At 64.0% G+C, this 23,661-nt stretch carries 23 protein-coding genes; 10 read left to right on the top strand and 13 right to left on the bottom strand.

The genetic code is table 11. The features are described from left to right. Positions 1–41: 41 nt before the first annotated feature. From trmB to ubiA, 5 genes are all read right to left on the bottom strand, one after another. Entirely contained in the window at positions 42–749 is a 708-nt protein-coding gene (gene trmB, locus M2335_RS05430; RefSeq protein WP_264594028.1) for a tRNA (guanine(46)-N(7))-methyltransferase TrmB, read from the bottom strand. Positions 750–901: 152 nt separating this feature from the next. Beyond that, a complete protein-coding gene (metK, locus tag M2335_RS05425) occupies positions 902–2,110 on the bottom strand; it encodes a methionine adenosyltransferase (RefSeq protein ID WP_181560377.1) in 1,209 nt (402 codons plus the stop codon). An 88-nt stretch (positions 2,111–2,198) separates the two neighbouring features. Continuing rightward, a complete protein-coding gene (gene lnt / locus M2335_RS05420) occupies positions 2,199–3,788 on the bottom strand; it encodes an apolipoprotein N-acyltransferase (RefSeq protein WP_264594027.1) in 1,590 nt (529 codons plus the stop codon). Between the two features lie 4 nt (positions 3,789–3,792). Continuing rightward, positions 3,793–4,374: a YqaA family protein gene (locus M2335_RS05415; protein ID WP_264594026.1), complete on the bottom strand. Its 582-nt coding sequence runs from the start codon at positions 4,372–4,374 to the stop codon at positions 3,793–3,795. 55 nt (positions 4,375–4,429) lie between these two features. Beyond that, positions 4,430–5,341 carry a 4-hydroxybenzoate octaprenyltransferase gene (gene ubiA, locus M2335_RS05410; RefSeq protein WP_264594025.1) on the bottom strand — a complete coding sequence of 304 codons (912 nt, stop codon included), beginning with the start codon at positions 5,339–5,341 and terminating at the stop codon, positions 4,430–4,432. A 268-nt stretch (positions 5,342–5,609) separates the two neighbouring features. Here ubiA and M2335_RS05405 point away from each other — a divergent pair, with 268 nt between their 5' ends. Both M2335_RS05405 and M2335_RS05400 read left to right on the top strand, forming a co-directional pair. Next, a complete protein-coding gene (locus tag M2335_RS05405; protein ID WP_264594024.1) occupies positions 5,610–6,371 on the top strand; it encodes a 16S rRNA (uracil(1498)-N(3))-methyltransferase in 762 nt (253 codons plus the stop codon). 64 nt (positions 6,372–6,435) lie between these two features. Then, positions 6,436–7,809, top strand: a complete 1,374-nt coding sequence (locus M2335_RS05400) for a glutamate--cysteine ligase (RefSeq protein WP_264594023.1) — start codon at positions 6,436–6,438, stop codon at positions 7,807–7,809. 143 nt (positions 7,810–7,952) lie between these two features. Here the strand turns inward: M2335_RS05400 and sthA are convergent, their stop codons facing one another. Next, positions 7,953–9,350 (bottom strand): Si-specific NAD(P)(+) transhydrogenase, encoded by a 1,398-nt coding sequence (gene sthA, locus M2335_RS05395; protein ID WP_264571076.1) that lies wholly within the window; start codon positions 9,348–9,350, stop codon positions 7,953–7,955. 323 nt (positions 9,351–9,673) lie between these two features. Here sthA and M2335_RS05390 point away from each other — a divergent pair, with 323 nt between their 5' ends. From M2335_RS05390 to M2335_RS05380, 3 genes are all read left to right on the top strand, one after another. Beyond that, positions 9,674–10,879 carry a toxic anion resistance protein gene (locus tag M2335_RS05390; RefSeq protein WP_264594022.1) on the top strand — a complete coding sequence of 402 codons (1,206 nt, stop codon included), beginning with the start codon at positions 9,674–9,676 and terminating at the stop codon, positions 10,877–10,879. Between the two features lie 10 nt (positions 10,880–10,889). After that, a complete protein-coding gene (locus tag M2335_RS05385; protein ID WP_181560384.1) occupies positions 10,890–11,603 on the top strand; it encodes a hypothetical protein in 714 nt (237 codons plus the stop codon). Between the two features lie 260 nt (positions 11,604–11,863). After that, positions 11,864–12,046: a DUF465 domain-containing protein gene (locus M2335_RS05380; protein ID WP_181560385.1), complete on the top strand. Its 183-nt coding sequence runs from the start codon at positions 11,864–11,866 to the stop codon at positions 12,044–12,046. A 42-nt stretch (positions 12,047–12,088) separates the two neighbouring features. On the opposite strand, the gene M2335_RS05375 is transcribed toward M2335_RS05380, so the two are convergent. Further along, complete coding sequence (locus M2335_RS05375) at positions 12,089–13,060, bottom strand: ArsR/SmtB family transcription factor (protein WP_264579574.1); 972 nt, start codon at positions 13,058–13,060, stop codon at positions 12,089–12,091. A gap of 183 nt (positions 13,061–13,243) precedes the next feature. Between M2335_RS05375 and M2335_RS05370 the strand changes: the two genes are divergently transcribed. Beyond that, the gene (locus M2335_RS05370; RefSeq protein WP_181560387.1) at positions 13,244–13,453 is read left to right on the top strand and encodes a circumsporozoite protein; all 210 of its coding nucleotides are present in this window, start codon (positions 13,244–13,246) and stop codon (positions 13,451–13,453) included. A gap of 73 nt (positions 13,454–13,526) precedes the next feature. On the opposite strand, the gene M2335_RS05365 is transcribed toward M2335_RS05370, so the two are convergent. Further along, positions 13,527–13,907, bottom strand: a complete 381-nt coding sequence (locus M2335_RS05365; RefSeq protein ID WP_264594021.1) for a GtrA family protein — start codon at positions 13,905–13,907, stop codon at positions 13,527–13,529. Positions 13,908–14,115: 208 nt separating this feature from the next. On the opposite strand from M2335_RS05365, the gene M2335_RS05360 reads away from it, so the two are divergent. Continuing rightward, positions 14,116–16,164: a hypothetical protein gene (locus tag M2335_RS05360; protein WP_264594020.1), complete on the top strand. Its 2,049-nt coding sequence runs from the start codon at positions 14,116–14,118 to the stop codon at positions 16,162–16,164. On the opposite strand, the gene M2335_RS05355 is transcribed toward M2335_RS05360, so the two are convergent. Beyond that, positions 16,123–16,581, bottom strand: coding sequence for a nucleoside deaminase (locus M2335_RS05355; RefSeq protein WP_264594019.1), 459 nt, complete (start codon positions 16,579–16,581; stop codon positions 16,123–16,125). The two genes, M2335_RS05360 and M2335_RS05355, sit on opposite strands and share 42 nt — an antisense overlap. Before the next feature lie 159 nt (positions 16,582–16,740). Between M2335_RS05355 and rpmB the strand changes: the two genes are divergently transcribed. Further along, entirely contained in the window at positions 16,741–17,034 is a 294-nt protein-coding gene (gene rpmB, locus M2335_RS05350) for a 50S ribosomal protein L28 (RefSeq protein ID WP_181560391.1), read from the top strand. 81 nt (positions 17,035–17,115) lie between these two features. Here the strand turns inward: rpmB and M2335_RS05345 are convergent, their stop codons facing one another. Then, a complete protein-coding gene (locus M2335_RS05345; RefSeq protein ID WP_264594018.1) occupies positions 17,116–18,120 on the bottom strand; it encodes an esterase-like activity of phytase family protein in 1,005 nt (334 codons plus the stop codon). Positions 18,121–18,308: 188 nt separating this feature from the next. Here M2335_RS05345 and M2335_RS05340 point away from each other — a divergent pair, with 188 nt between their 5' ends. Further along, complete coding sequence (locus M2335_RS05340; protein ID WP_181560393.1) at positions 18,309–18,683, top strand: glycine zipper 2TM domain-containing protein; 375 nt, start codon at positions 18,309–18,311, stop codon at positions 18,681–18,683. 102 nt (positions 18,684–18,785) lie between these two features. Here the strand turns inward: M2335_RS05340 and M2335_RS05335 are convergent, their stop codons facing one another. From M2335_RS05335 to M2335_RS05325, 3 genes are read right to left on the bottom strand one after another with little or no spacing between them, the layout of a single operon-like run. Continuing rightward, positions 18,786–19,586 carry a LytR/AlgR family response regulator transcription factor gene (locus M2335_RS05335; RefSeq protein ID WP_181560394.1) on the bottom strand — a complete coding sequence of 267 codons (801 nt, stop codon included), beginning with the start codon at positions 19,584–19,586 and terminating at the stop codon, positions 18,786–18,788. Beyond that, entirely contained in the window at positions 19,583–20,683 is a 1,101-nt protein-coding gene (locus M2335_RS05330; RefSeq protein WP_181560395.1) for a sensor histidine kinase, read from the bottom strand. The genes M2335_RS05335 and M2335_RS05330 overlap by 4 nt, the downstream gene beginning before the upstream one ends. Positions 20,684–20,691: 8 nt before the next feature. After that, positions 20,692–21,201 (bottom strand): winged helix-turn-helix transcriptional regulator, encoded by a 510-nt coding sequence (locus tag M2335_RS05325; protein ID WP_264573411.1) that lies wholly within the window; start codon positions 21,199–21,201, stop codon positions 20,692–20,694. A 178-nt stretch (positions 21,202–21,379) separates the two neighbouring features. On the opposite strand from M2335_RS05325, the gene M2335_RS05320 reads away from it, so the two are divergent. Further along, entirely contained in the window at positions 21,380–23,476 is a 2,097-nt protein-coding gene (locus M2335_RS05320; RefSeq protein ID WP_181560397.1) for a RelA/SpoT family protein, read from the top strand. Positions 23,477–23,661 lie beyond the last annotated feature (185 nt).

The raw sequence follows: 23,661 nt of genomic DNA, 5'->3' as shown, positions 1-23,661 counted from the left end.
AGCGTCACGATGTCAACAGTAAATAACCTAAATGGTTATTTTCACTTCCGCCGATATCGGAAGTACCAGACCTCATGTCCTTGCCTGCGGGCTTTGGCCTCATAGCGGGTTTCCGGCCAGCCGCCCGGACGGTTGAGGAAATCGCGCGGGCTGTCGCACAGCCAGTCGAAGTCCTCGCGGTCCCGCATCACCATCAGCGCCCAGCGCAGGTAGATCGGATGATCGGTCCCGAACCGGAATTCGCCGCCCGGTTTCAGCTTGGCGGCGATCATGTCGACCGGCCCCTTGTTCATCATCCGCCGCTTGGCATGGCGCGCCTTTGGCCATGGGTCCGGGTGGAGCAGATATACAAAGCTGAGCGCCCCATCGGGGATGCGCGCCAGCGCTTCGAGGGCATTGCCCATATGCAGCCGGACATTGCCCAGATGCTGGTCCCGCACATGCCCCAAGGCGCCGACCACGCCATTAAGGAAAGGCTCGCAGCCGATGAAGCCATGGTCCGGCAGCATATCGGCGCGGTAGGCCAGATGCTCGCCGCTGCCGAAACCGATCTCGAAATGCAGCGGTCGCTCGCCAAAGGCGGTCGGGCCGAACAAGCGCTCGGCGGTGATCTCGCCCTCTTCGGGCACGCTGATCGCCGGCAGCAGCTCGTCGACAAGGGCCTGCTGCCCCTGCCGCAGCTTATGGCCGGATTGGCGGCCATAGAGACGGTTGAGCGTGGTGGGATCGCCTGATTTATGCGCTGTCATGCGCGTGCGCCTAGATCATTTTGTCGCTGGAGGAAACGGGGGACGGCGCGCGCGGTGCCTGCTTTCATCCGCCCGCGCAGCACCTACGAAAAGCGGCGCGAAGCAAGCCTCGCGCCGTTCCCTATCTCTTAAAACGCAAAGAAGCGGAGCGCTCAGCCCAGCGCGGCCTTGAGGTCCTCGACCAGATCGGTCTTTTCCCAGGGGAAGAAGTCGCCTTCCGCCTTGCGGCCGAAATGGCCGTAAGCTGCGGTCTTGCGATAGATCGGCTTGTTAAGCCCCAGATGCGTGCGGATGCCGCGCGGAGTCAGGCCGCCCAGCTTCTCGATTTTGCCGATCGCCGCCTCGATCTTGTCGTCGCCCACCGTGCCGGTGCCGTGCGTATCGACATAGAGCGAGAGCGGCTTGGACACGCCGATGGCATAAGCCAGCTGGATCGTGCACTTGCTGGCCAGGCCCGCCGCCACGATGTTCTTGGCCAGATAACGCGTGATGTACGCCGCCGAACGGTCAACCTTCGTCGGGTCCTTGCCGGAGAACGCGCCGCCGCCATGCGGAGCCGCGCCACCATAGGTGTCCACGATGATCTTGCGGCCGGTCAGACCTGCGTCGCCGTCCGGCCCGCCGATCTCGAAGCTGCCGGTCGGGTTGATGTGATACTCGGTCTCGTCGCTCAGCAGCGCGGCGGGCAACACGTCGGCGACCACCTTCTTCACATAGGCCTTGAGCTCGGCTTCCTTTTCGCCGGCATCATAGCCCTTGGCATGCTGGGTGGAGACGACGATGGCAGTGCAGGCGACCGGCTTGCCATTCTCGAAGCGCAGCGTGACCTGACTCTTGGTGTCCGGCTCCAGGAAAGGCGCCGCACCCGAGTGGCGGTCGGCGGCCATGCGCTCGAGGATCTTGTGGCTGTAATCCAGCGTCGCCGGCATCAGGTCGGGCGTCTCGTTGCAGGCATAGCCGAACATAATGCCTTGGTCGCCAGCGCCTTCATCCTTGTTGCCGCTCGCGTCCACGCCCTGCGCGATGTGCTCGCTCTGGCCGTGGAGATTATTCTCGAAGCGCAGCGTCTCCCAGTGGAAGCCCTCCTGCTCATAGCCGATATCCTTGACCGTCTGGCGGACCGTGCGCTCGATTTCCTCCAGCGCGCCCGGCGCCCACTGGCCGTTCTCATACACGCCCTTGCAGCGGATTTCGCCGGCCAGCACCACCAGCTGCGTCGTCGTCAGCGTCTCGCAGGCGATACGCGCTTCGGGGTCTTTGGAAAGGAACAGGTCGACGATCGAATCGCTGATCTGGTCGGAAACCTTGTCCGGGTGCCCCTCGGAAACGGATTCAGACGTGAAGAGATAGCTGGAACGCATGGGAGATCGTGACCTTTCTTCTAGCGGCTCTCGTGGCGGAAGTTCGGGGCCGCAGTTCATATAAAGAAATGTTTATGTTGCGCGCTCCTTAGCGAGTGCGCCGTGCGATAGCAACGCCGCTGACGAGCAGCAGCACGGCCAGGCCGACCGGCAGCAGGTTGCCCAGCCGCGCAAACAAGGTGGGCGGAAGCGGCGCCGGCAGGGGGGCCTCGAATGCACCCGCCTGCTGGAAGGGTATGGACCGCACGACACGCCCGGCTGGGTCGACCAGCGCCGAAATGCCGGTGGGGGTCGAGCGGATCACGGACAGCCCCTCCTCGATGGCCCGCAGCCGCGCCTGCGCCAGATGCTGCGGCGGGCCCCAGCTACCGAACCACGCATCATTGGACGGGTTGAACAGGAAATCGGGACGATTGGCCCGGTCGACCACCTGCCCGGAGAAGATGATCTCGTAGCAGATCTGCACCGCCATCCGCAGCTTGCCGCGCGCCTGCCCGCCATCCGGCGTCGCAGGCAGATCGAGCGTGCGCGGCCCCGGCCCGGGCCAGAAGTCGACGCTGCCCGGCACGAGCCGTGAGAGACCGATCGTCTCCAGCACCGGGCGCATGGGAAGATATTCGCCATAAGGAACGAGGTGCGCCTTGTCGTAGCGGCCCTTAAGGTCTCCGCGCGCGTCCAGCACCCACAGGCTGTTATTGGCGCCCTCCAGAACCTGCGTATCCACCACGCCGCCCTGCTCGTGGAAATGATATTTGTCGCCGCCGAGCATCAGCAGATCGTCCATCCCCAGCAGCGAGGCGATCCGCCCGCGCCAGCGTGGTTCCATATCCAGCACCGCTGGTACGGCTGCCTCCGGCCAGAAGATCAACGCAGGCTTGCCGGACCGCAGCATGGTCAGCTCCGCCAGACGGCGGAAGTTCAGGATTTCAAGATTGGCGTCGTACTTCTCGTTCTGATTGATATTGGGCTGCACCACATGGATGTTGGCAAGGGCGCCAGACTGGTCCTTTGCACCGATATAGCTCGCCCGCAGCTGCCCCAGCCCAGCCACCAGCGCGAGACCGACGATCATGATACCTGCCGGCCGCCATTGCCGGTGCGCCAGCCACCACAAGGCGGCCGCTGCCAGCATGGCGACCAGACCAAGACCATAAGTGCCGATGGCGATGGCAGTCTGCTCCACGCCCGTGCCCAGCCAGATCACCCCGAGCGGGTTCCAGGCAAAGCCGGTGAACAAACTCGCGCGCAGATATTCAGTCAGCAACCAGGCCGTGGCGAGAAATAGGGCGAAGACCTGCGGCCGGCCCCGCCCGAGCGTCCAGCCGATCATGGCGGCCATCGCCGGATAAACCGCCAGATACACCGAGAGCAGGCCCACCGCTGGATAGCCCAGCCAGGCCGGCATCGAATCCTGAAAGGTGAAGGCATGGGCAATCCAGTTGAGCCCGAGCATGAAATGCCCGAGGCCGAACAGATAGCCGATCCGTCCTGCGCTCTTGCGGTCCGGCGCCGCCCAGATCAGTTGCATCACCAGCGCGAGCATGATGAGCGTCACCGGCCACAGCCCGAGCGGCGCGAAGCCAGTGGCGGAGAGCAGCCCGGCAAGCAGGGCCGTCACCCCCGGCCTGCGCGCAACGAAGGCCGCAGCGATCCGGTAAGGCGCGGGGGAGATTGTCACGCCATCACACCAGATACTTGACCAGCACGAACCCGCCGACGCCCAACGCGCCGACAATCGCCGTGATCAGCCCGAAGTGCCGGTCGATAAAGGCCTTCATCGGCTCTCCGAACTTCCACAGCAAACCTGCGACCAGGAAGAAGCGCGCAGCCCGCGAAATGATGCTCGCGATCACCAGCACATAAAGGGGCATCCCGGTAGCGCCCGCCGCAATGGTGATCACCTTGAAGGGCAACGGCGTGAAGCCGGCCAGCAGCACGATCAACCAGCCTTGCTCGTTGAAGCGTTGTGCGAAATGCTCGAATTCCGCCGTCATGCCGTAGAAATCGAGAATCGCCCGCCCGATCGTATCGAACAGGAACATGCCGATGACATAACCGAGCAATGCGCCCAGCACGGACGCCACGGTGCAGATCAACGCGTATTGAAAGGCCTTGTGGGGCTTGGAAAGGCACATCGGCCCCAGCAGCACGTCCGGCGGAATCGGGAAGAAACTGCTTTCCATGAAGCTGATGCCGAACAGCCAGCGCGGCGCGGTGCGATGCCCGGCCTTCTCGAGAGTCCATTCATAGATGCGACGCAGCATTGGCGCTCCCCGGCGGTGTCAGGCTGCCTGCGCCTGCCCGCCCCCGCTGCGTTCGTCAAGCACTGCCCACCGCAAGGCAGGCGGCGAACATCAGCAAACCGGCGAAGCGGTTGGAGCGAAACTTGATGAGCGGGTCCTTGCCATCCTCGCGCAAGGTTCCGACCTGCCACCCGAACTGTACCGCCAGAGGCATCAAGGCCATGAGGGAGAGCCAGCTCGGCACCACCTGCCAGAGCGCGCCGCCCCACAGGAGCAGCGACAGGACAAAGCAAAGTCCCACGCCCGCCCGCACATGCCGACCCATCGCCAGGGCGCTGGAGCGGATGCCCACCAGCGCGTCATCCTCCTTGTCCTGCAGGGCATAAATGGTGTCATAGGCGATCACCCAGAAGAAGGCGCCGCCATAGAGCAGCAGCCCCGCAGCGTTCATGCCCCCGCTGATCTCCACCCAGCCCACCAGGGCGGCCCAGGTGAACACCAGCCCCAGCCAAGCCTGCGGCCACCAGGTAATGCGCTTCATGAACGGATAGGCCGCGACCAGCGCAAGGCTCGCCAGCGCCACGACCTGCGCCTGCCAGCGCAATTGCAGCAGCACGATCAACCCGATGAAGCACAGGATGAGCAACCACGCCCAAGCCGCCTTCAGCGACACAGCGCCGCTGGCGATGGGCCGGTTGGCGGTCCGCGCCACCTTCGCGTCGAGGTCGCGGTCTACGATATCATTGTAGACGCACCCCGCCCCCCGCATCGCGATGCTGCCGAGCAGGAACCAGAGCAGCATCGTCCAGCGCTCCGGCACCCCGCCGGCGAGCGCAATCGCCCAAGCGCCGGGCCAAAATAGGAGCCACCAGCCGATCGGCCGATCGAACCGCGCCAGCATCGCGTAGGGCCGTGCCGCAGCGGGGAGCAGGCGTAAGAGACCCTGTACTTCGGTATCCGGCACATATTGCGGCTCGCTGCGCTCCATCGCCTTGCTAGTCCCTGTTGCCTTGATGGTCGCCCCACCCCTGCGCCAGGAGCGACCATCCGATCAACCCCTCGTCGAGCCGGACCTCCTCTTCCGCCACCTCCTGACGGCCTCTGCCCGTGTGCCTTGAGCGGCCACCGTTCGTGTCGAGCGAAGTCGAGACACGCCCCTCGACCTTACGCCATGCTGTCGAGTGTCTCGACTTCGCTCGACAAGAACGGAATTGAGGCGTTGCCGATTCAACGGACGATGCACTAGGGCAATGCCCATGCCCGCCACCCCTGCCTGGCCGCCCAAGTCCACGCCGCGCCTGTTCGTCGAAACAGAGCTTGGCGATCACATCGCCGTGCCGGTCGAGGGCAACAGCGCTCATTATCTGATTTCGGTGATGCGCATCCGCGAGGGCGACACCGTCCTTCTCTTCGATGGCCACTCGGGCGAATGGAGCGCCACGGCCGAGCAGGTCCGCAAGCGCGATCTCGTCCTGCGCTGCGCGGCGCAGACGCGGTCGCCGGAGAGCGTGCCGGACTTCTGGCTCTGTGTCGCCCCGATCAAGAAGGGCCGGATCGATCTGGTCGCCGAAAAGGCCTGCGAACTGGGCGTCGCGCGTCTCGTCCCGGTACGCACCGAGCGCAGCATCGTCGACAAGGTCAACGGCGAGCGGTTGCACGCCCATCTCGTTGAGGCCGCAGAGCAATGCGGCCGCACCGCCTTGCCGCACCTGGCCGACCTCACCACCCTCCCCGCCCTGCTCGCCGACTGGGCGGCTGACCGCGCCCTGTTCTTCGCCGACGAGACGGGCGGCGAGCCGATGACGACGAGCTTTGCGGCAAACACCGGCCCGGCCGCCCTGCTCATCGGGCCGGAAGGCGGCTTTACCGAGAAGGAGCGCGCTCTCATCCGCGCGCATGCGGCCGCCCGCCCCATCTCCCTTGGCCCGCGAATCCTCCGCGCCGAGACAGCCGCCATCGCCGGCACGGCCTGCTGGATGGCGCTCAACGGCGACTGGACAAGTTTCGAATCGAAATGAATTTGCGCGGGCGCGGCAAACCTCTTATGGGCGCGCCGATGCAGGGCGAGGACCGGATCAGGCAATGAGTACACGCAAGGAAACGGCGGGCGAAGATCCGATCATCGAGTCTCGCAGCCAGCTCATCAGCCTGTTCCAGGATGGCGAAAAGCCTGCGGATCGCTGGAAAATCGGCACCGAGCACGAGAAGTTCGTCTACCGCCTCGCAGACCACCGCGCCCCCTCTTATGATGAGCCCGGCGGCATTCGCGATCTGCTCGATGGCCTGCGCAAGTTCGGTTGGGAACCGGTCGAGGAAGGCGGCAAGGTCATTGCGCTGTCAGGCAGCGATGGCACGATCAGCCTTGAGCCTGCCGGCCAGCTCGAACTCTCCGGCGCCCCGCTCGACAATCTCCACCAGACCTGCGCCGAAACCGGGCGGCATCTGGAACAGGTCAAGGCCGTCGGCGACAAGCTCGGCCTCGGCTTCCTCGGCCTTGGCATGTGGCCGGACAAGACGCGCGCTGAACTGCCGATCATGCCCAAGGGCCGCTATGGCATCATGCTGCAGCACATGCCGCGCGTCGGCAGCATGGGTTTGGACATGATGCTGCGCACCTGCACGATTCAGGTCAATCTGGATTATTCCAGCGAAGCGCGCATGGTGAAGATGTTTCGCACCAGCCTCGCGCTCCAGCCACTGGCGACGGCCCTGTTCGCCAATTCGCCGTTCACGGAGGGCAAGCCCAACGGCTACCTCTCCTATCGCAGCCACATCTGGTCGGACACCGATCCGCACCGCACCGGCATGCTGCCCTTCGTGTTTGAGGATGGCTTCGGTTACGAGCGCTACGCCGACTACGCACTCGACGTGCCGATGTACTTTGTGTTCCGCGACGGCAAATATATCGACGCCGCCGGCCAGAGCTTCCGCGACTTCCTCGATGGCAAGCTGCCCGCCCTCCCCGGCGAGCGCCCGACCATTGGCGACTGGGAGGATCACCTCTCCACCGCCTTCCCGGAAGTGCGCATGAAGAGCTTCCTCGAAATGCGCGGCGCCGATGGCGGCCCGTGGAACCGCATCTGCGCCCTGCCCGCCCTGTGGGTCGGCCTGCTTTATGACGATGGCGCGCTCGACGCGGCCTGGGATCTGGTGAAGGACTGGACGATGGAGGAGCGCGAAACCCTCCGCACCGAAGTCCCCCGCCTCGCCCTTGGCGCGCCCGTCCCCGGCGGCCGCACCCTGCAGGACATCGCCGCCGACGTCCTCGCCATCGCCCGCGCCGGCCTCACCGCCCGCGCCCGCCTCAACAGCATCGGCGAAAATGAAGGCGGTTACCTCTCCGCGCTGGACGAAGTCGTCGCCACCGGCCGCACCCACGCCGAACGCCTGCTGGATCGCTATAACGGCGCATGGGCGGGCGATATCTCGAAGGTGTATGGCGAAGAGAGTTTTTGAGGGCGAACCGCCTAAACGCGAAGTTTGTGCCCCTACCTCGTCATTCCCGCGAACGCGGGAATCCAGATGCGGCGTGGGATCTGAGCGGTAGCGATCAACTGGATTCCCGCGTGCGCGGGAATGACGAAATCAAAACCGAACCCTCACCCCTCCCGCGGCATCCTGTTCCACGCATCCAGCGCCGCAATCTTGTAGGCCTCCGCCAGCGTCGGATAGTTGAAGGTATTCTCGATAAAATAATCGATCGTGCCTTTGAGGTTCAGCACCGCCTGGCCGATGTGGATCAGCTCCGTTGCGCCCTCGCCGATGATGTGCACGCCAAGCAGCCGCCGCGTCTTGAGCGAGAAGATCATCTTCATCAGCCCTGAGTCCAGCCCCATGATGTGCCCGCGCGAGGTTTCGCGAAAGCGCGCGATCCCGCATTCATAGGGAATCTTCTTAGCCTTCACGTCCTGCTCGCTCATGCCGACCGTGGAAATCTCCGGCACCGCATAGATCCCATAGGGGAAATAGGCTGGCGCCGGCGGCATCGGCAGATCAAAGGCATGGCACGCCGCGATCCGCCCCTGCTCCATCGACGTCGAGGCAAGGCTGGGAAAGCCGATCACGTCGCCCGCCGCGTAAATGTGCGGCACCTCGGTCTGGAAGGTCTTGGGATCCACCTTCAGCCGGCCGCGATTGTCCACCGCCAGTCCGCAATGCTCCAGCCCGAGCGTATGCGTCGCGCCCACCCGGCCGGCCGCGAACAGCATCATCTCGGAGCGGATCGCGCGCCCGTCCTCCAGCGTCGTGACGACGGCTCCGCTCGCATCCTTCGCCACATTGGTGACCTTGGCGCCCAGCCGGATGGTCATGCCCCGGTCGCGCAGCTGATGGATGAATTCCTCGATGATCTCGCGATCAATGAAGTCCAAAAATGTCTCGCGCGGCTCGATAAGCGTCACCGCTACATCCAGCGCAGAGAAGATCGTCGCATATTCGATGCCGATGACGCCCGCGCCGATGACCACCAGCGAGCGCGGCACGCGCGGCGCCTCGATCAGCACGTCACTGTCCAGCACGATATCGTCGTCGAAGGGTATATTATCCGGCCGGAACGGCGCAGTGCCGACCGCAATCAGGATGCGCTCACCACGCACCCGCAATTCGCTTTCGTCCGGCGCGGTGACCAGTAAGGTGTGCGGATCGGTAAAACGAGCAAACCCCTCCAGCGTGCGCACGCCATTGCGCTGGAACTGGTGCTCCAGCACGTCCACCTCATGCTCCAGCGTTTTGTCGATCCGATGATCGAGATCGCTGCCGCCAATGTCCTTCTTCACCCGGTAGGAGCGGCCGTAGAAGCCGCGCTCGCGCCAGCCGGTCAGATTGAGCACGGTCTCCCGCAGGGTCTTGGAGGGAATGGTGCCGGTGTGCACGGACACGCCGCCGACACGCTTGCGCCCTTCCACCACCAGCACCGATTTACCGAGCTTTGCGGCCTGCACCGCTGCCCGGCGCCCGGCCGGCCCACTGCCGATCACGACGAGATCATAAACATCCATAATGGCGCCCCCCGCTGCCTGACAGGCTGCCTGCCTGTCCAACCGCCTTCCAAGGGACATCCTCTCGAAGCGATGATGGTGGTGCATTTCCGGCGCCTTTGCAATGTTCTCTCCAAGGCGGCAGGGCCTAGCCTCAAATGGCTTAGATTTGATTTACCATCACTCCGTCTCCGGCGTCTCCTCGTGAGCACCGTGGCCGCGCAGTGCAATCCACGTCGTCCTGACCTCCGGGGACTTACTTCTCCGCCCCATGCCCCCTATACTGAAGACCGGCCTTGAACCGGCGGTGTTATATCGCAATATTACACCCCAAGGAGACCCAGATGGCGACCAGCGCGACGACGACCCAGGACAAGCTTGATCTCACCCCACCCGAGGTGGTGCCCAATGTGACGGCTGAACGCGCTGCCGGCCTCGTGCCGCTGGAAGACGAGAAGAAGAGCAAGCTCGAAGAAAAGGTCGAAGCCTTTGTCGAGGAACTGGCCGCGCTCGACGCCAATTCCCCCGAGTTCGGCGCCAAGGTCGATCAGATCACCAATATGGGCCGCAAGGAGATTGCGGAAGCTGCCGGCCACTCCAACCGCTTCCTCGATCGCCCGGTGCGCGCCATGGACGCGGACAGCAATGTCGGCACCGACCTTGCCGAGTTGCGCCGTGTCATCGAGGATCTCGATCCCGGCAAGCGCGGCAATCTGCTCGCGCCGCGCAAGCTCTTCGGCATCATCCCGTTCGGCAACAAGATGCGCAACTATTTCGACAGCTACAAGTCGAGCCAGACGCACATCAACTCGATCCTTGGCAGCCTCGCCAGCGGCAAGGACACGCTGATCAAGGACAATGCCGCCATCGATGTCGAGCGGCAGAACATGTGGGCGACCATGGGGCGGCTGGAGCAGATGATCCACATCGCCAAGGCTATGGACGCGCGGCTCGAACAAAAAGCCTTCGAGCTGGAGGCGACTGATCCGGCCAAGAGCAAGGCCATTAAGGAGAGCGCGCTGTTCTACGTGCGCCAGCGCACCCAGGACCTGCTGACGCAAATGGCAGTCACCGTGCAAGGCTATCTGGCCCTGGATCTGGTCAAGAAGAACAATGTCGAGCTGGTGAAGGGGGTGGACCGTGCGAGCACGACCACCGTCTCTGCCTTGCGCACGGCGGTCACCGTAGCGCAGGCGCTGGCCGGGCAGAAGCTGGTCCTCGATCAGATCACCGCGCTTAACACGACCACGGCCAACCTCATCGATTCGACGGGCGAACTGCTCAAGACCCAGTCGGCGCAAATCCATGAGCAGGCGGCCAGCAGCACGATTCCGCTGGAGACGCTGCAGCGCGCCTTCCAGAACATCTACGACACCATGGACAATATCGACACCTTCAAGCTGAAAGCGCTGGAGAATATGAAGACGACGGTGAACACGCTGAGCACCGAGGTCGAGAAGTCGAAAGGCTATATCGCGCGCGCCGAGGGTCAGGCCCGCGCGCAGGCAGCGGTGACCAGCGGCCAGTCTCCGCTGACGGCAATCGAGTAACAGGGCCGCCATGCCCAGCGAAGTCGACGAGATCGTCCAGCGCGCCAATGAGCTGATTGCGCGGACCAGCGAGCGCTACCGCCATACCGGTCGCAAGATCGCCCGGATGCAGCGCGACTGGACGCGGCGGCTCAAGCGCATGATCCTCGCGGTCGCTGCCGTGCTGGTTGGCGCAGCGATTGCCGGGTTCGTGCTGGGCGGCATCGGCACCACCGGCGTTCTGCTGGTCATGGGGCTGCTCATCGCCTGCCTCGCTTTCGCGTTCATCTCCACCGAGCCCCGCGTCATGGAGCCGGAACGGCTCGCGCAGGCGGACCTCAAGACGCTTCCGCAAAAGACCGAGATCTGGCTCGACAATCAGCGTCGCGCGCTGCCGGCGCCCGCCATTCCCATCGTCAACGCCATCGGCAACCGCTTGGAAACGCTGGCACCGCAGCTCGCCAAGCTCGACCCCCGCGAGCCCGCCGCCGTCGAGGTCCGCCGCCTGCTCAGCGACCATCTGCCGGAGCTGGTTACCGGCTATCAGTCGATTCCCGAACCGCTCCGTCATGTCCCTCGCAACGGCCGCGTGCCGGATGCACAGCTGGTTGAGGGCCTCTCCGTCATCGAGCAGGAAATCGCGCACATGACGGCCCAGCTTGCCGACGGCGACCTGGACAAGCTCGCGGTTCATAACCGCTATCTTGAGCTCAAATATCAGGAAGCCCGCCAGCTCGGCGAATAACGCCGGTCGCTCCGCGCCACGCCCGCTATGAGGCGGTTTTTGCGACAGAAAAAGCCTGATCAGGCTTGAACAGCTGTCTCGGCTCGCTACATTGGATGTGCGGGCCGGGCCCCTCTGGCGAGCAACGACGTTCCCCCTGCGTCAGCTCGTGATGTCGGACCGCATCGGGTGACACCGGTGCGACGTCTGGCACCCCCATGCAGACAAGATCATCGCCCGGTTGTCACCCGAGTTTTGGAAACCTTCCAACGGAGTGGCATATGTCCAAGCATATCTTCAGTCTCCTCGATCGGCACCAGAAGCTTGATGAAGCCCTGCGCTTTGAACAGCGGCAGCGCGCGCCGGATTTCGGAAAGCTGCAGCGACTCAAGCGCCTCAAGCTGGCGGTCAAGGACCGGCTGGCCTTGATGGCGCGCCGGCGCCACCTCGTGCCGAGCGACTGATCTCCCTCGATTGTCGCGAAATGCAGTCGCGGCGCCCGGCGTTTATGCGCGTCGGGCGTCCTTTTTTTGAGCCAGCGGCACGCGCTGGCTCTGGCCGAGCCACAGCTTCACGGTCAACTCACCGCCCGCCAGCGTATCCACCTGCTCCAGCGCCACGCCCGCTGCGGCAAACCACGCCCTGATCTGCTCGTCGGAAAAGCCCAGCCGGCTATGGGCATCGCGCGTTCGCAATTCCTCCCGCTCATGCGGCGCGAAATCGACGATCAGCAGCCGCCCGCCGGGTCGCAAGGTGCGCGCGATCTCGGCAATGACCCGCTCGGGCGCCTGCGCATAATGCAGCACCTGATGTAAAATCGCCGTGTCGGCCGATCCATCCTCGATGGGCAAGGCACTGAAATCGCCGGCCAGAAAATGCACCCGGTCGGCGATGTCGCGCGGCAGCTTCCCGCGCGCCAGCCGCAGCATTTCGGCACTGCGATCGATCGCCAGCACCTGCTCGGACTGCGCGGCGAACAGCGTCGCGATCCGCCCCGTCCCCGTTCCCACATCAAGCAAGCGGCCAAGCTTGTGCGTCTTGAGCATCGCCAGCATGGCCGCTTCCACATCGGCCTCCGGCACATAGAGCGAGCGCTGGGCGTCCCATTCCTCGGCATGGCTGGCGAAATAATCCTCGGCGGCGCGCGCCCGCTCCGCCCGAACGGCCGTAAGGCGGGCCTGGTCCGCCTCGATCCACAGCCGCTCGCTTGCCGAGGGTGCCGCCGCGTCAAGCAGGGCCAGCAATGCCGGCGTCTCCTGTCCCCCGCACAGACGCAGGAACACCCAACTGCCTTCCTTCCGGCGTTCCGCCAGCCCGGCCTCCACCAATATGCGGACATGCCGGGAGACGCGGGGCTGGCTCTGCCCGACGACGAGCGCGACTTCGCCCACCGCCAGTTCCATCTCACGCAGAAGATGCACGATCCGCAGCCTCGTGGGATCGGCAAGAGCGCGGAAAAGATCGAGTTGTCCCAGCATCGCCCGGCTGTCTGCGGCATCCGTGGAGGCAGTTCAAGCCATAGCTTTCACCGCTGGTTAATGGGCATCATTACCAAGGGATTGCGCTGGCGCTCACAAATCGATACGAATCGCTTCGCAGGCAAAGGGGGGGGACCCCTTCCACAGCTTCTGCTCGGTTTGAATTCATCAAGGGGTTTGCCCATGACCAAGACTATTGCCATCTCGCTTGTTCTGGCTGCTTCGCTCGGCCTCGCCGCGTGCTCCAAGTCCGAGACCAACGAAGCCGTCAACAACACCGTGAACATGTCGAACGACGTGGAAAACGCTGCCGACAACACCATGAACGCCGCGGGCAACGCGATGGACAACATGGCGAACGGTGCCAGCAACGTCGCCAACAACGCGATGTAATCCACGGCTTTGCCGTAAGAATTCGAAAAGGGCTGCCGGCGATCCGGCGGCCCTTTTTTATTGCGCGCTCGCCTTAGCGGAACACCCATTGGCGGTTGAGCGTGAAGACCAGCACCGGCGTGATCACGCCCATCAAGGGAATCGGTGACCAGAGCGGCAGCATCAGCCGTTCCACGCACAGCCAGACCCAGAAGGCGTTGAGCGCCAGACTGAGCAGCGAAACGATCCCAAAGCGCACCGCCTGCGCCACCGGACGATCGCGGCTGCCATGTCCCCGAAACGTAAATCGGCCATGCAGCACATAGCCCGTAACTACCGCCACCAGATAGCCGCAGACATTCGCGAGTTGCGGGTGGACGCCCAGCAGTTGCGCCAGAACCCAGTAGACGCCAGCCTGCAGCGCCGTGACGAAGCCGCCGGTCAGCGCATAGCGCACGAGTTGTCCACCGATCATCAGTTCCACGCCTCTACGGTCGACCGGCGTTTCGATTCGCCCATGTGTGATTTGCCCCGTTGCGCTTTTGATGCACATGGCTAAGCCCTAGGCCGTGAACTCGGCAGCGGCAATGGTCGCGGTTCCCCATTGGGTGAGACCGCAGGCGTATCGGGACGACGAGGCCGCCCTGCCTGTTCCTGCACATATGGCTATCGGGCGCTGAACCATGCGGATTGACAGTTCTGCCACTCAAAGCGGGTGGACATCGCGCGCGAGCCGGCTGTGGCGCGCCATAGATGGGTTCGCGCAGCGTGAATGGCGCTGGCTGATCGTCATCGCTTGGCTGATCATCGCGGCCTATTTCCTGAATCGCTCCGCAGATGCCATTCGCTTCCTCTCCCTTGGCGATACCGACGATAATATGCGGTATCTGCAGGTCAGGGACTGGCTCGCCGGGCAAAGTTGGTGGGATTTGCGGCAGCACCGCATGGCCCCGCCCGATGGCGCCAATATCCACTGGAGCCGGCTGGTCGATCTGCCCATCGCCGCCCTCATCCTCTTCTTCAGCCTGTTCACCGATCGCGCGCGCGCCGAGGAACTGGCGGTTGGCGTCGAGCCACTGCTCCCATTGCTGCTCCTGATGCTCGCCCTCGCCTTCATCGCCCGGCGCTTGTCGGATCGTGGCCAGGGCCAAGGCTGGTTCATCGCGATGCTGCTGCCGCTGGGCGCGGGCATGGGCCTCTCCATGTTCATGCCGCTGCGCATCGATCATCATGGCTGGCAGTTGGCGCTGACCGCGACCGCGCTGGCTGGCCTTGTCGATCGCAAGTGGACGCGCGGCGGTGTCGTCACCGGCGTCGCCAGCGCCCTCTCCGTGGTCATCGGCATGGAAATGCTGGTGTATCTCGTCGGGGCCGGCGCGCTCATTGCCTTGCGGTGGATTTTCAAGGAAGGCGCTGCCCGCCGCGTCCGCCCCTATGCGCTTGGCCTCGGCGGCACGACGGCGCTCGGCTACGCGCTGTTCGCCAGCAACGCCAATCGCGCGCCGGTATGCGATGCCATCTCACCGGTCTGGGCCAGCGTACTCGTGCTGACGGCGGGCGTGCTTTACGGCCTCACTCTCCTGCCGCTCCGCGGCTGGTTGCAGCGCCTGGGGGCCGCGGCCCTTGGGGGAGCGGCCGTTCTCGCTTTTGCATGGCTGAGCTGGCCCAATTGCGTGACGGACCTCTACGGCATCTCGCCTGAGCTCCAGAAAAGCTGGCTAGTCTACATCCGCGAGGCCAAGCCGATCTATGTGCAAGCACAATCGAGCTGGGTGCCGATGATCAGCCTGCCGATCACCGGTCTGCTCTGTGGCCTGATCGGTTGCTGGGCCGCCCGCCGCGATTCGGAGCGGATGTGGGCCTGGGCCACGGTCACGCTGATGATCGCCTTCGCCATCGCGCTCACCTTCTGGCAGATCCGCGCTGGCCCTGCCGCTCAGCTTCTGGCCATCCCCCCGGTCGCCTGGGCCGGCTGGGCGATCATCGTGACCCTGATCACCGGCTCATGGGCGCGGCGACTGCTCGCCGTGCCGGCCGCGCTCGTCCTCGTCTGGGCGAGCAGCGTCTATTTCCTCTATCCCATCGTTTCGAAGGCCTTTGCCCAAACGCCCAAGCCCGAAAACCGGACAAACGCTGCACCCTCGACGCGCAACCAAGCGTCCCCCTCGGCGAAGAACGCCTCAGCCAACAGCGCCAACGCGGCACCGGCGTCCAACCTGTCCGCGATCTCAAAGCCCGTGGCAAAGCCGCTCACCGGCGCGCATCGACCGGAAGTGCGCTGCCGCACCCAGCCTGCGCTGCAACCGCTCGACCAGATCGCGCCGGCGACGATCTTCACCCTCGTCGATCTGGGGCCGCGCCTCATCGCCATCACGCATCACACGGTCATTGCCGGTCCCTATCACCGCAATCAGGAAGCCATTCTCGACGTGCACCATGCCTTCGATGGGTCGCCCGAGACATTCCGCAAGATCGCGCAGAAGCGCGGCGCGACCTATCTGCTCTACTGTCCCGGCTTCCCGGAAGGGACAATTTACCAGCGCCGCAGCCCCAAGGGCTTCTATGCGCGGCTGGCGCGTGGCGAGACATTCCCCTTTCTGACGCCTGTCACCGTCAAGGCGCAGAGCGAGCTGCCCTACCGGCTTTACCGGATCACGCCGCTGGAGGCGCAGGCGTCTTCCCCACCCGCGTCACCGGCGCGCGGCGAAAAAGTCCCGCAAAAGGCGCGCTGAGCTATCCTCGCCGATGCCGGGAAAAATCTCCGGGCGGTGATGGCATTGCGGCTGCGCAAAAACCCGCGCGCCATGTTCGACGCCCCCGCCCTTGGGATCGGCCGCGCCATAATAAAGCCGGGCGATCCGGGCATGGGCAATGGCGCCTGCGCACATTGGGCAGGGTTCGAGCGTCACCCACAGGTCGCAATCGCCCAGCCGGTCCTGCCCGAGATGTGCGCAGGCAGCGCGGATCGCGACGATCTCGGCATGCGCCGTGGGATCGCGATCGCGCCGGTTGCGATTCTCGCCCTGCGCGATCACCGCGCCATTCCGCGTCACCACAGCGCCGATTGGCACTTCCCCGGCTTCCGCAGCGCGGCGCGCGCAGCCCAGCGCCAGACGCATCGGCTCGGGCAGGGGAAAAGCGCTCGACATGATCGCAGCTAGTGGCTCATCCGCCCTTCCCTGTCGAGGCCAGTCCTGCTAGGCCGCGCGCAAGGACAGGGTCGTTTTGCGGGAAACCGCCTTGACGATTCGTCCCCCGCCTTGTATCGGCGCCGCTTTCCGAACGACCAAGTATCAGGATCGATTGACATGTCGCGCATCTGCGAACTGACCGGCCGGGGCCGCCAAGTGGGCCACAATGTGTCCCACGCCAATAACAAGACCAAGCGCGTGTTTCTGCCCAACCTGCAGAATGTGACGCTCATCTCCGACACGCTGGAGCGTGGCGTGAAGCTGCGGGTTTCGACCCACGGCCTGCGCTCGGTCGAGCATAACGGTGGTCTGGACAACTGGCTGCTCAAGACCTCTGACGAAAAGCTCTCGCTGCGCGTGCGTCGCCTGAAGCGTGAGATCGTCAAGAAGGTAGCCGTCAAGGCTGCCTGAACGCGCTGGCCGATTCATTCGGCCAGACACAGAGATTGAAAGGGGCGGCCTCAGCGGGCCGCCTTTTTCTGTGCCTGTAATTCACGGTTGCAGCCCGTCCCCGATCCAGTCGGCCGGCAAGGCGAAGCGCAGCAGCAAGGTGCGCTGCAGGGCAAAGCGGTTATTGTCGGAAACGACCCACAGGATCGGCTGACCCGCCTCCCAGCCCAGCGCCAGCCCCTCGAAATTATCCGCTAACCCGGGCGGCTCCAGCCGGGCCACGACCGTGCCGGAAAGCTCGGCGCCATCCTTGAACACCGGCAATCGCACAAGGCTCAACCGGGCCGTAAAGCCATGTGCCAGCGTCAGCCGCCGATTGAGGACCAGCAGCCGGTCTCCGCCCAGCCACAGCGCATCCGTCGGCCGGTAACCGGCGGGCGCGTGATAGCGAAGCTGCAGCGGCGGTGGTGTCTCCCGCGCGACCGGATCGCCCTGCCACAGCAGCGCTTCGAACGCACCGGAGCGGTCCTGCGCCATTTCGGCAATGGCGAGAAACCGCCCATCGCCAAACCGCACCAGCGATTCGATGCTGCCCGTCGATGGCCAATGTCTGATTTCCGCTGGGGCCACGCAGGCTTCGGCACGGCGGAACTGGGGTGCATAGCGGCAGATTCGCTGAAGATGTTCGAACCCCACCCAGGAGCGCCCCGACACCGGGTCATGCGCGAGGCTCTCCGAATCCATCTTCCACCGCGGCCAGTCCTGCTCGACGGCCCAGCGCGGCAGGGACTGGACCTTGCCAACGCCCGGCCGCCCCGGCCGCATGATCTCGAACAGCTCCCCCGAATCGCTCAGCCCGGTCAGATTGCCGTCAGCGCGCACCATCAGCGCGGAAATGCCGCCGAAGACCTCACGCGGGCTGGTCAGGGACCAGGCGCCCGTCAGGCGGAGCGGCCCGGAGGCCGTGGCGTCGGCTGCGGCCGACCTTAGCGCCAGTGGCTCGGCCTTGATGAGCAGCGACCCGCTCTCAAGACCCGGAGAAAGCGCCGGGTGGCGGCCATTCATCAACAGAATGAAGAGGGTGAGAATGAGCAGGATGCGCCGCATGGCCTTGCTCCTAGCGCCCCATCGGGCAGCGCGCCAGCCAAGCGACGTCAGGTCGGCAAAGCTGAACCTTGGCTAAAATGTCCATTCAGCTTTGGCTCAACGGATGGGGTCTAAACAGAGATCATGACGGACAAGGCGTGGCCACCGTGCCGCAAGATGCCCGCCAAAGGATTTCAAGGAGCAAGACCATGACTGCACGCAAGTTCCTCAGCATCACGGCGGCCGCCACCATGGTCGCAACGTCCTTCGGCGTCACGGCTCCGGCCATGGCCCGTGACCATTATCGCGACTATCGCGGCGATTATGGCCGTGACTATCGCTACAACGACCGCGACTATCGTGATTACCGCGATGCCCGTTATTCTGACCGCCGCAACTATCGCTACGATAACCGCTGCCGGGACAATGGCACGGGCGGCACGATCATCGGCGCCCTTGCCGGTGGCCTGCTCGGCCATGAGGTCGCCGGTCGCCGTGGCGACAAGACCGCAGGCGTGATCATCGGCGGCGCCGTCGGCGCGATTGCCGGCCGCGCGATCGACAAGGCCGACAGCCGCTGCTGAGCAGCCTGACAGCCACGCTTCTGCCTCCCAGGCAAATGGAAAGGCCGGCCCCGCGAGGGACCGGCCTTTCTTTTCAGTCGCGTCACCTGAGCGGTGGCGCTCTTAGTGCACGAAGCGCGCGACCACGTCGCGATAGGAGCGGCTCACCTTCACCTGGCTGCCGGATTCAAGGATCAGGAAGCACTCGCCGTTGGTATGCGGCTTGACCTGACGAACCTGCGACAGGTTGACGATGGTCGAGCGATGAATCCGCTGGAAATTGCGCGGATCGAGGCGCTTTTCGAGGTCCTTCATCGTCTCCCGAAGGATTAGCGAGTTATCCGCCGTGTAGATGCACATATAATCGCCGGCCGCGTCGATCCGCTCAATGGTATCGACATCGATGCGGAAGATCTGCCCGCGATCCTTGATGTTGATGAGCTTCTCATAGCGGCTCGATGAGGGCGCCTCATTGTCCGCAGGCATTTCGGACACCGCGTCCGGAGCCACCTCGGCTAGCACCTCGCGCAGGCGGCCGGCTTCCTCAACCTGCTTCTTCTCATGCAGGCGGGTGCGGGCACGGTCGAGCGCATCGGCAAGGCGCTGCTCTTCCACCGGCTTCATCAAATAATCGATCGCCTTGGCCTCGAAGGCTCGCAGCGCGTGATCGGAATAAGCCGTCACGAAAATGAAGAGCGGTGGCTCAACCTCCATCACCCCCTGGACCACGGAGAAGCCGTCAAAGCCGGGCATTTGGATATCGAGAAAGACGAGATCGGGCTTGTGTGTCTTGATCGCGCGGATCGCTTCGCGACCGTTGGTGCACGTCTCCACGATCTCAACGTCGGGATGAGCCTCCAGGCGGAGCTTCAGCCCCTGAATGGCGAGGCTTTCATCGTCGACGAGAATGGTGCGTATGGTCATGCGGCTACCCTTGATGGTTCGGCGGTAATGAACGGCATCTCGATGATGACGCTGTAGCCCCCCTCGGGTGGTGAACGCGTTTCCATATTCTGGCGTTCCCCGAACGCCTGAACCAATCGGTCACGAATGTTGGCAAGGCCCACACCCGTACCCTTCGTCATGCGCTGATCGCTCCCGTTCAAGCCGGGACCGGTGTCCGAAACGACGATCCGCACGTTTTCGCCGACAGGCTGCGCTGTGACCACGATATCCGCGCCCTCCTCCTGGGGGGTTACGGCATATTTAATGGCGTTCTCGACCAAAGGTTGCAGCAGCAGCGAAGGAAGTCGCGCGGAGGCGACCGCCGGATGAATGTCGAAAATCGGGCGCAGGCGATCCTCGAAGCGCATTTTCTCGATTTCCAGATACAGCTTGAGCGTCTCCACCTCCTGCTCAAGCGTCACCTGCGCCGTCGGCTCGTTGATGAGCGTGTAGCGCAGGAAGGCCGACAGGCGGGAGAGCATCGCATTGGCCCGCTCGGTCTGCTTGAGCAGCACGAGCGTGGAAATGCTGTTGAGCGTGTTGAACAGGAAATGCGGATTGAGCTGGTAGCGCAGCATGGCAAGCTGGGCGCTGCTCGCCTGGCTCTCCAGCAACTGCAACTGGTCGGCCTGCTCTTCCACGGTGATGTAGAAATTGATCGCGTAATAAAGCGCCGACCACGCCCCCAGCAGCGTGAAATTGAGGTAAAAGGCTCCCAGGAACAGCTTGAGGCTGGAGCCGTCGCCCGACTGGTTGAGCGTCGTGAACACCCAGGCATCGATAAAGGCCGATGTCCCGCCCGCGACGATCGCGATGACGATGGAGGCCGTCCAGGTGACGATCGGGGTCTGCCTGAGCAGGAAGCGGTAGCCCACCGCCATCAGCAGCGTCAGCGAATATCCGGTGATCGTCGAGATCAGCACCGGCACGAGGAAAGACATCGGCTGGCCATTGGCGATGCCAGAAACGGCGCGCAGCAGGAACGCGCCGGTCCATCCGACCGCCTGCAAGGTCCAGAACGCCTTGTTCTTATCCTCAAAAAACGGCCGACGGCGGATGACGAGCACCGAGGTCATCGGCGGGCTCAACGCGCGGCGCCCATCGCGCGCAGGGGCGCGGCTGTGCAGTCCGGCTCCTCGTCGGCCGCGGCCGGCGCCTCGATCCAGCACAGATCCTGATAGTCGAGCAGCCGGCCATCGGCTGCCTGCAAGCGCACCTCGCGGACCGGCTGCCGGTCGCGGCTGTCCGCCAGAATACGCCGTGCGGGCTGCACTGGCTCCCAGCGCTCTCCCCACTGGCGCAGCGCAATCATCACCGGCATCAAGGCTTTGCCTTTCTCGGTAAGGCCGTAAGCGACACGGCGCTTGTCATTGGCGACCGGCTCACGGGTGAGGATGCCCCTCGTAACCAGCTTACCCAACCGATTGGACAAGATGTTGCGGGCGATGCCGAGCGCACATTGGAAATCCTCGAAATAAACGATGCCGCTGAAGCAGGCGCGCAGGATCATGAACGACCACCGCTCGCCCATCGTTTCGAGCGCGGCCGGCAGGGCGCAGCCCTCAAATGCATCAAGACCCTTGCGTTCAGCCATGGCCAGCGACGCTAGCGCATTCGGCGCGCCGCGCCAAATGGCGAGTGCGCTCGACTGTGCCTTCGTCGCACGGATCGGGCGGAGCGTGGCGTTGAGGGGACAACTTCCCGCCTGCGGACCGCTGCAGCGCGAGTTTTTTGTTGCGCTGCACGGGGTCCGCCCACCATGTTGCGCGACGATGTTGCGTCAATATGAACTGGTCGAGAGGGTCAAAGGCTATGACCCGGATGCCGATGAGGCCCTGATCAACCGCGCCTATGTGTTTTCGGTCGCCAAGCATGGCACGCAAAAACGCGCCAGTGGCGATCCCTATTTCAGTCATCCGATTGAAGTGGCAGGCATTCTGACCGATCTGTTCCTGGACGATAAGACCATCGTCACCGCCCTGCTGCACGATACGATCGAGGATACGCTCACCACCACGGCGGAGATTGAGCGCCTGTTCGGGCAGGACGTCGCCCGGCTGGTCGATGGCGTGACCAAGCTCAGCAAGATCGAGGCGCAGAGCGAGAGCCAGCGGGCCGCCGAGAATCTACGCAAGTTTCTGCTCGCCATGTCGGACGATATTCGCGTGCTGCTCGTCAAGCTGGCCGACCGGCTGCACAATATGCGCACGCTGCACTTCATCAAGAACGAGGAAAAGCGCCGCCGCATCGCCCGCGAGACGATGGATATCTACGCGCCGCTCGCCGAGCGCATTGGCATGTACGAGTTCATGCGCGAGATGCAGCTCCTTGCCTTTCAGCAGCTTGAGCCCGATGCTTATGATAGCGTCACCAAGCGCCTTGCCCTGCTCAAGGAAGGCGGCGAGAGCAAGGTTGCCCGCATCTCCACGCAGCTGCAAAATATGCTCACCTCAGCGGGCATGCACGTCACGGTCTCCGGCCGGGAAAAGCATCCCTACTCGATCTGGCGAAAGACGCAGGAGCGCCACATCAGTTTCGAGCAGCTGACGGACATCATGGCGTTCCGGGTCGTCACCGACAGCACGGACGATTGCTATCGCGCCCTGGGCCTCATCCACCAGCGCTTCAAGATGGTGCCCGGGCGGTTCAAGGATTACATCTCGACGCCCAAGCGCAACGGCTATCAGTCGCTGCATACCACCGTGATCCACGAGGAGAATGCCCGCATCGAGGTACAGATTCGCTCGGAGCGGATGCATCAGGATAGCGAGTTCGGCCTTGCCGCCCACTGGGCCTACAAGCAGTCCGGCGCGCGACCTGACGGGCAAGCCGGCTGGCTGCGTGATCTCGTGGAAATCCTCGAGCAGAGCCATGATGCCGAGGAGTTGCTCGAGCACACCCGCATGGCGATGTATCAGGATCGGATCTTCGCCTTCACCCCCAAGGGAGAGCTGCAACAGCTCCCCAAGGGATCGACGCCGGTCGATTTTGCCTATGCCGTCCACACCACGCTCGGCAACCAGACCGTCGGCGCGAAGATCAATGGGCGCGTCATGCCGCTGCGCACGCAGCTTGAGAATGGCGACCAGGTCGAGATCCTCAAATCCGATGCGCAGGAGCCGCAGCCCGGCTGGCTCAGCTTCGCAATCACCGGCAAGGCGCGCGCAGCGATCCGCCGGTTCATCCGCCAGAAGCAGCGCACCGAGACGATCGCACTGGGCGAGAAGCTCTACGAGGAAATCGTGCTGCGCCTGCCGGTGGAGATTGGCGACAAGGCGGAGAAAGCGGCGATCAAGCGGCTCAAGCTGGAAGACAAGGCCGCGCTGATGATCGCCATCGCCACCAACCGCATCTCGGACGAGGAGGTGATGAACGCCCTGGTGCCCGGCAGTGCGGAGGACGCACCCGGCGCGGCCCGGCGGCGCAAGAAGCAGGCGCAGGCCGTTTCGATCATCGGCCTGACGCCCGGCATCGCCTTCACCCTATCAGAATGCTGTCATCCCGTTCCGGGCGACCGCATCGTCGGCCTGCGGCGGCCGGGCGAACCGATCGAGGTGCATACCATCGATTGCCTCGTGCTGGAGACCGGTCAGGATGCCGACTGGGTGGACCTCAGCTGGGACAGCGAAGCCAAGGGCGGCACGGCGCGCCTTTCGGTCATCCTGAAGAACCAGCCCGGCGCTCTGGCGACGGTTGCCAACATCTTCGCGGTCAACAAGGCCAATATCCTCAACCTGCAACTGGTGAACCGCGAAGGCCCGTTCCACACCGATCTCATCGATCTTGAGGTGGAAGATGCGAGCCACGTCGCCCGAATTCTCTCGGCGTTGCGGGCCGTGGACGCCGTGGTGCAGGCGGATCGGATCTAGCGGCGGCGGGCGGCAGCGCCTTGCAAACGATCATCCCGCTTTTCCACGCGCGTTAATCCTTGCTGCAAAACAGTGCCAATGTCGGACAGCGCCCGGAAGGGCCAGGAAACTATCCTTAACGACCTCGCCCCTTTTTGCCGCGGGCTCTACATGCTCGGTCATCAGGAAGCCTCCGTTGGAACGAA

The sequence above is a fragment of the Sphingobium sp. B12D2B genome (assembly GCF_025961775.1).
Classification (GTDB): Bacteria; Pseudomonadota; Alphaproteobacteria; order Sphingomonadales; family Sphingomonadaceae; genus Sphingobium.
Note: the sequence above shows the minus strand (reverse complement) of the source record. Positions and strands in the feature narration are given on the sequence as shown.

Coding starts and splice junctions, on each gene's coding strand:
- trmB (WP_264594028.1), bottom strand. CDS start 749: ATGACAGCGCATAAATCAGGCGATCCCACCACGCTCAACCGTCTCTAT.
- M2335_RS05330 (WP_181560395.1), bottom strand. CDS start 20,683: ATGACCTCGGTGCTCGTCATCCGCCGTCGGCCGTTTTTTGAGGATAAG.
- M2335_RS05360 (WP_264594020.1), top strand. CDS start 14,116: ATGCGGATTGACAGTTCTGCCACTCAAAGCGGGTGGACATCGCGCGCG.
- ubiA (WP_264594025.1), bottom strand. CDS start 5,341: ATGGAGCGCAGCGAGCCGCAATATGTGCCGGATACCGAAGTACAGGGT.
- M2335_RS05405 (WP_264594024.1), top strand. CDS start 5,610: ATGCCCGCCACCCCTGCCTGGCCGCCCAAGTCCACGCCGCGCCTGTTC.
- sthA (WP_264571076.1), bottom strand. CDS start 9,350: ATGGATGTTTATGATCTCGTCGTGATCGGCAGTGGGCCGGCCGGGCGC.
- M2335_RS05375 (WP_264579574.1), bottom strand. CDS start 13,060: ATGCTGGGACAACTCGATCTTTTCCGCGCTCTTGCCGATCCCACGAGG.
- M2335_RS05335 (WP_181560394.1), bottom strand. CDS start 19,586: ATGACCATACGCACCATTCTCGTCGACGATGAAAGCCTCGCCATTCAG.
- rpmB (WP_181560391.1), top strand. CDS start 16,741: ATGTCGCGCATCTGCGAACTGACCGGCCGGGGCCGCCAAGTGGGCCAC.
- metK (WP_181560377.1), bottom strand. CDS start 2,110: ATGCGTTCCAGCTATCTCTTCACGTCTGAATCCGTTTCCGAGGGGCAC.
- M2335_RS05325 (WP_264573411.1), bottom strand. CDS start 21,201: ATGGCTGAACGCAAGGGTCTTGATGCATTTGAGGGCTGCGCCCTGCCG.
- M2335_RS05390 (WP_264594022.1), top strand. CDS start 9,674: ATGGCGACCAGCGCGACGACGACCCAGGACAAGCTTGATCTCACCCCA.
- M2335_RS05415 (WP_264594026.1), bottom strand. CDS start 4,374: ATGCTGCGTCGCATCTATGAATGGACTCTCGAGAAGGCCGGGCATCGC.
- M2335_RS05400 (WP_264594023.1), top strand. CDS start 6,436: ATGAGTACACGCAAGGAAACGGCGGGCGAAGATCCGATCATCGAGTCT.
- M2335_RS05345 (WP_264594018.1), bottom strand. CDS start 18,120: ATGCGGCGCATCCTGCTCATTCTCACCCTCTTCATTCTGTTGATGAAT.
- M2335_RS05385 (WP_181560384.1), top strand. CDS start 10,890: ATGCCCAGCGAAGTCGACGAGATCGTCCAGCGCGCCAATGAGCTGATT.
- M2335_RS05355 (WP_264594019.1), bottom strand. CDS start 16,581: ATGTCGAGCGCTTTTCCCCTGCCCGAGCCGATGCGTCTGGCGCTGGGC.
- M2335_RS05320 (WP_181560397.1), top strand. CDS start 21,380: ATGTTGCGTCAATATGAACTGGTCGAGAGGGTCAAAGGCTATGACCCG.
- M2335_RS05370 (WP_181560387.1), top strand. CDS start 13,244: ATGACCAAGACTATTGCCATCTCGCTTGTTCTGGCTGCTTCGCTCGGC.
- M2335_RS05380 (WP_181560385.1), top strand. CDS start 11,864: ATGTCCAAGCATATCTTCAGTCTCCTCGATCGGCACCAGAAGCTTGAT.
- M2335_RS05365 (WP_264594021.1), bottom strand. CDS start 13,907: ATGATCGGTGGACAACTCGTGCGCTATGCGCTGACCGGCGGCTTCGTC.
- M2335_RS05340 (WP_181560393.1), top strand. CDS start 18,309: ATGACTGCACGCAAGTTCCTCAGCATCACGGCGGCCGCCACCATGGTC.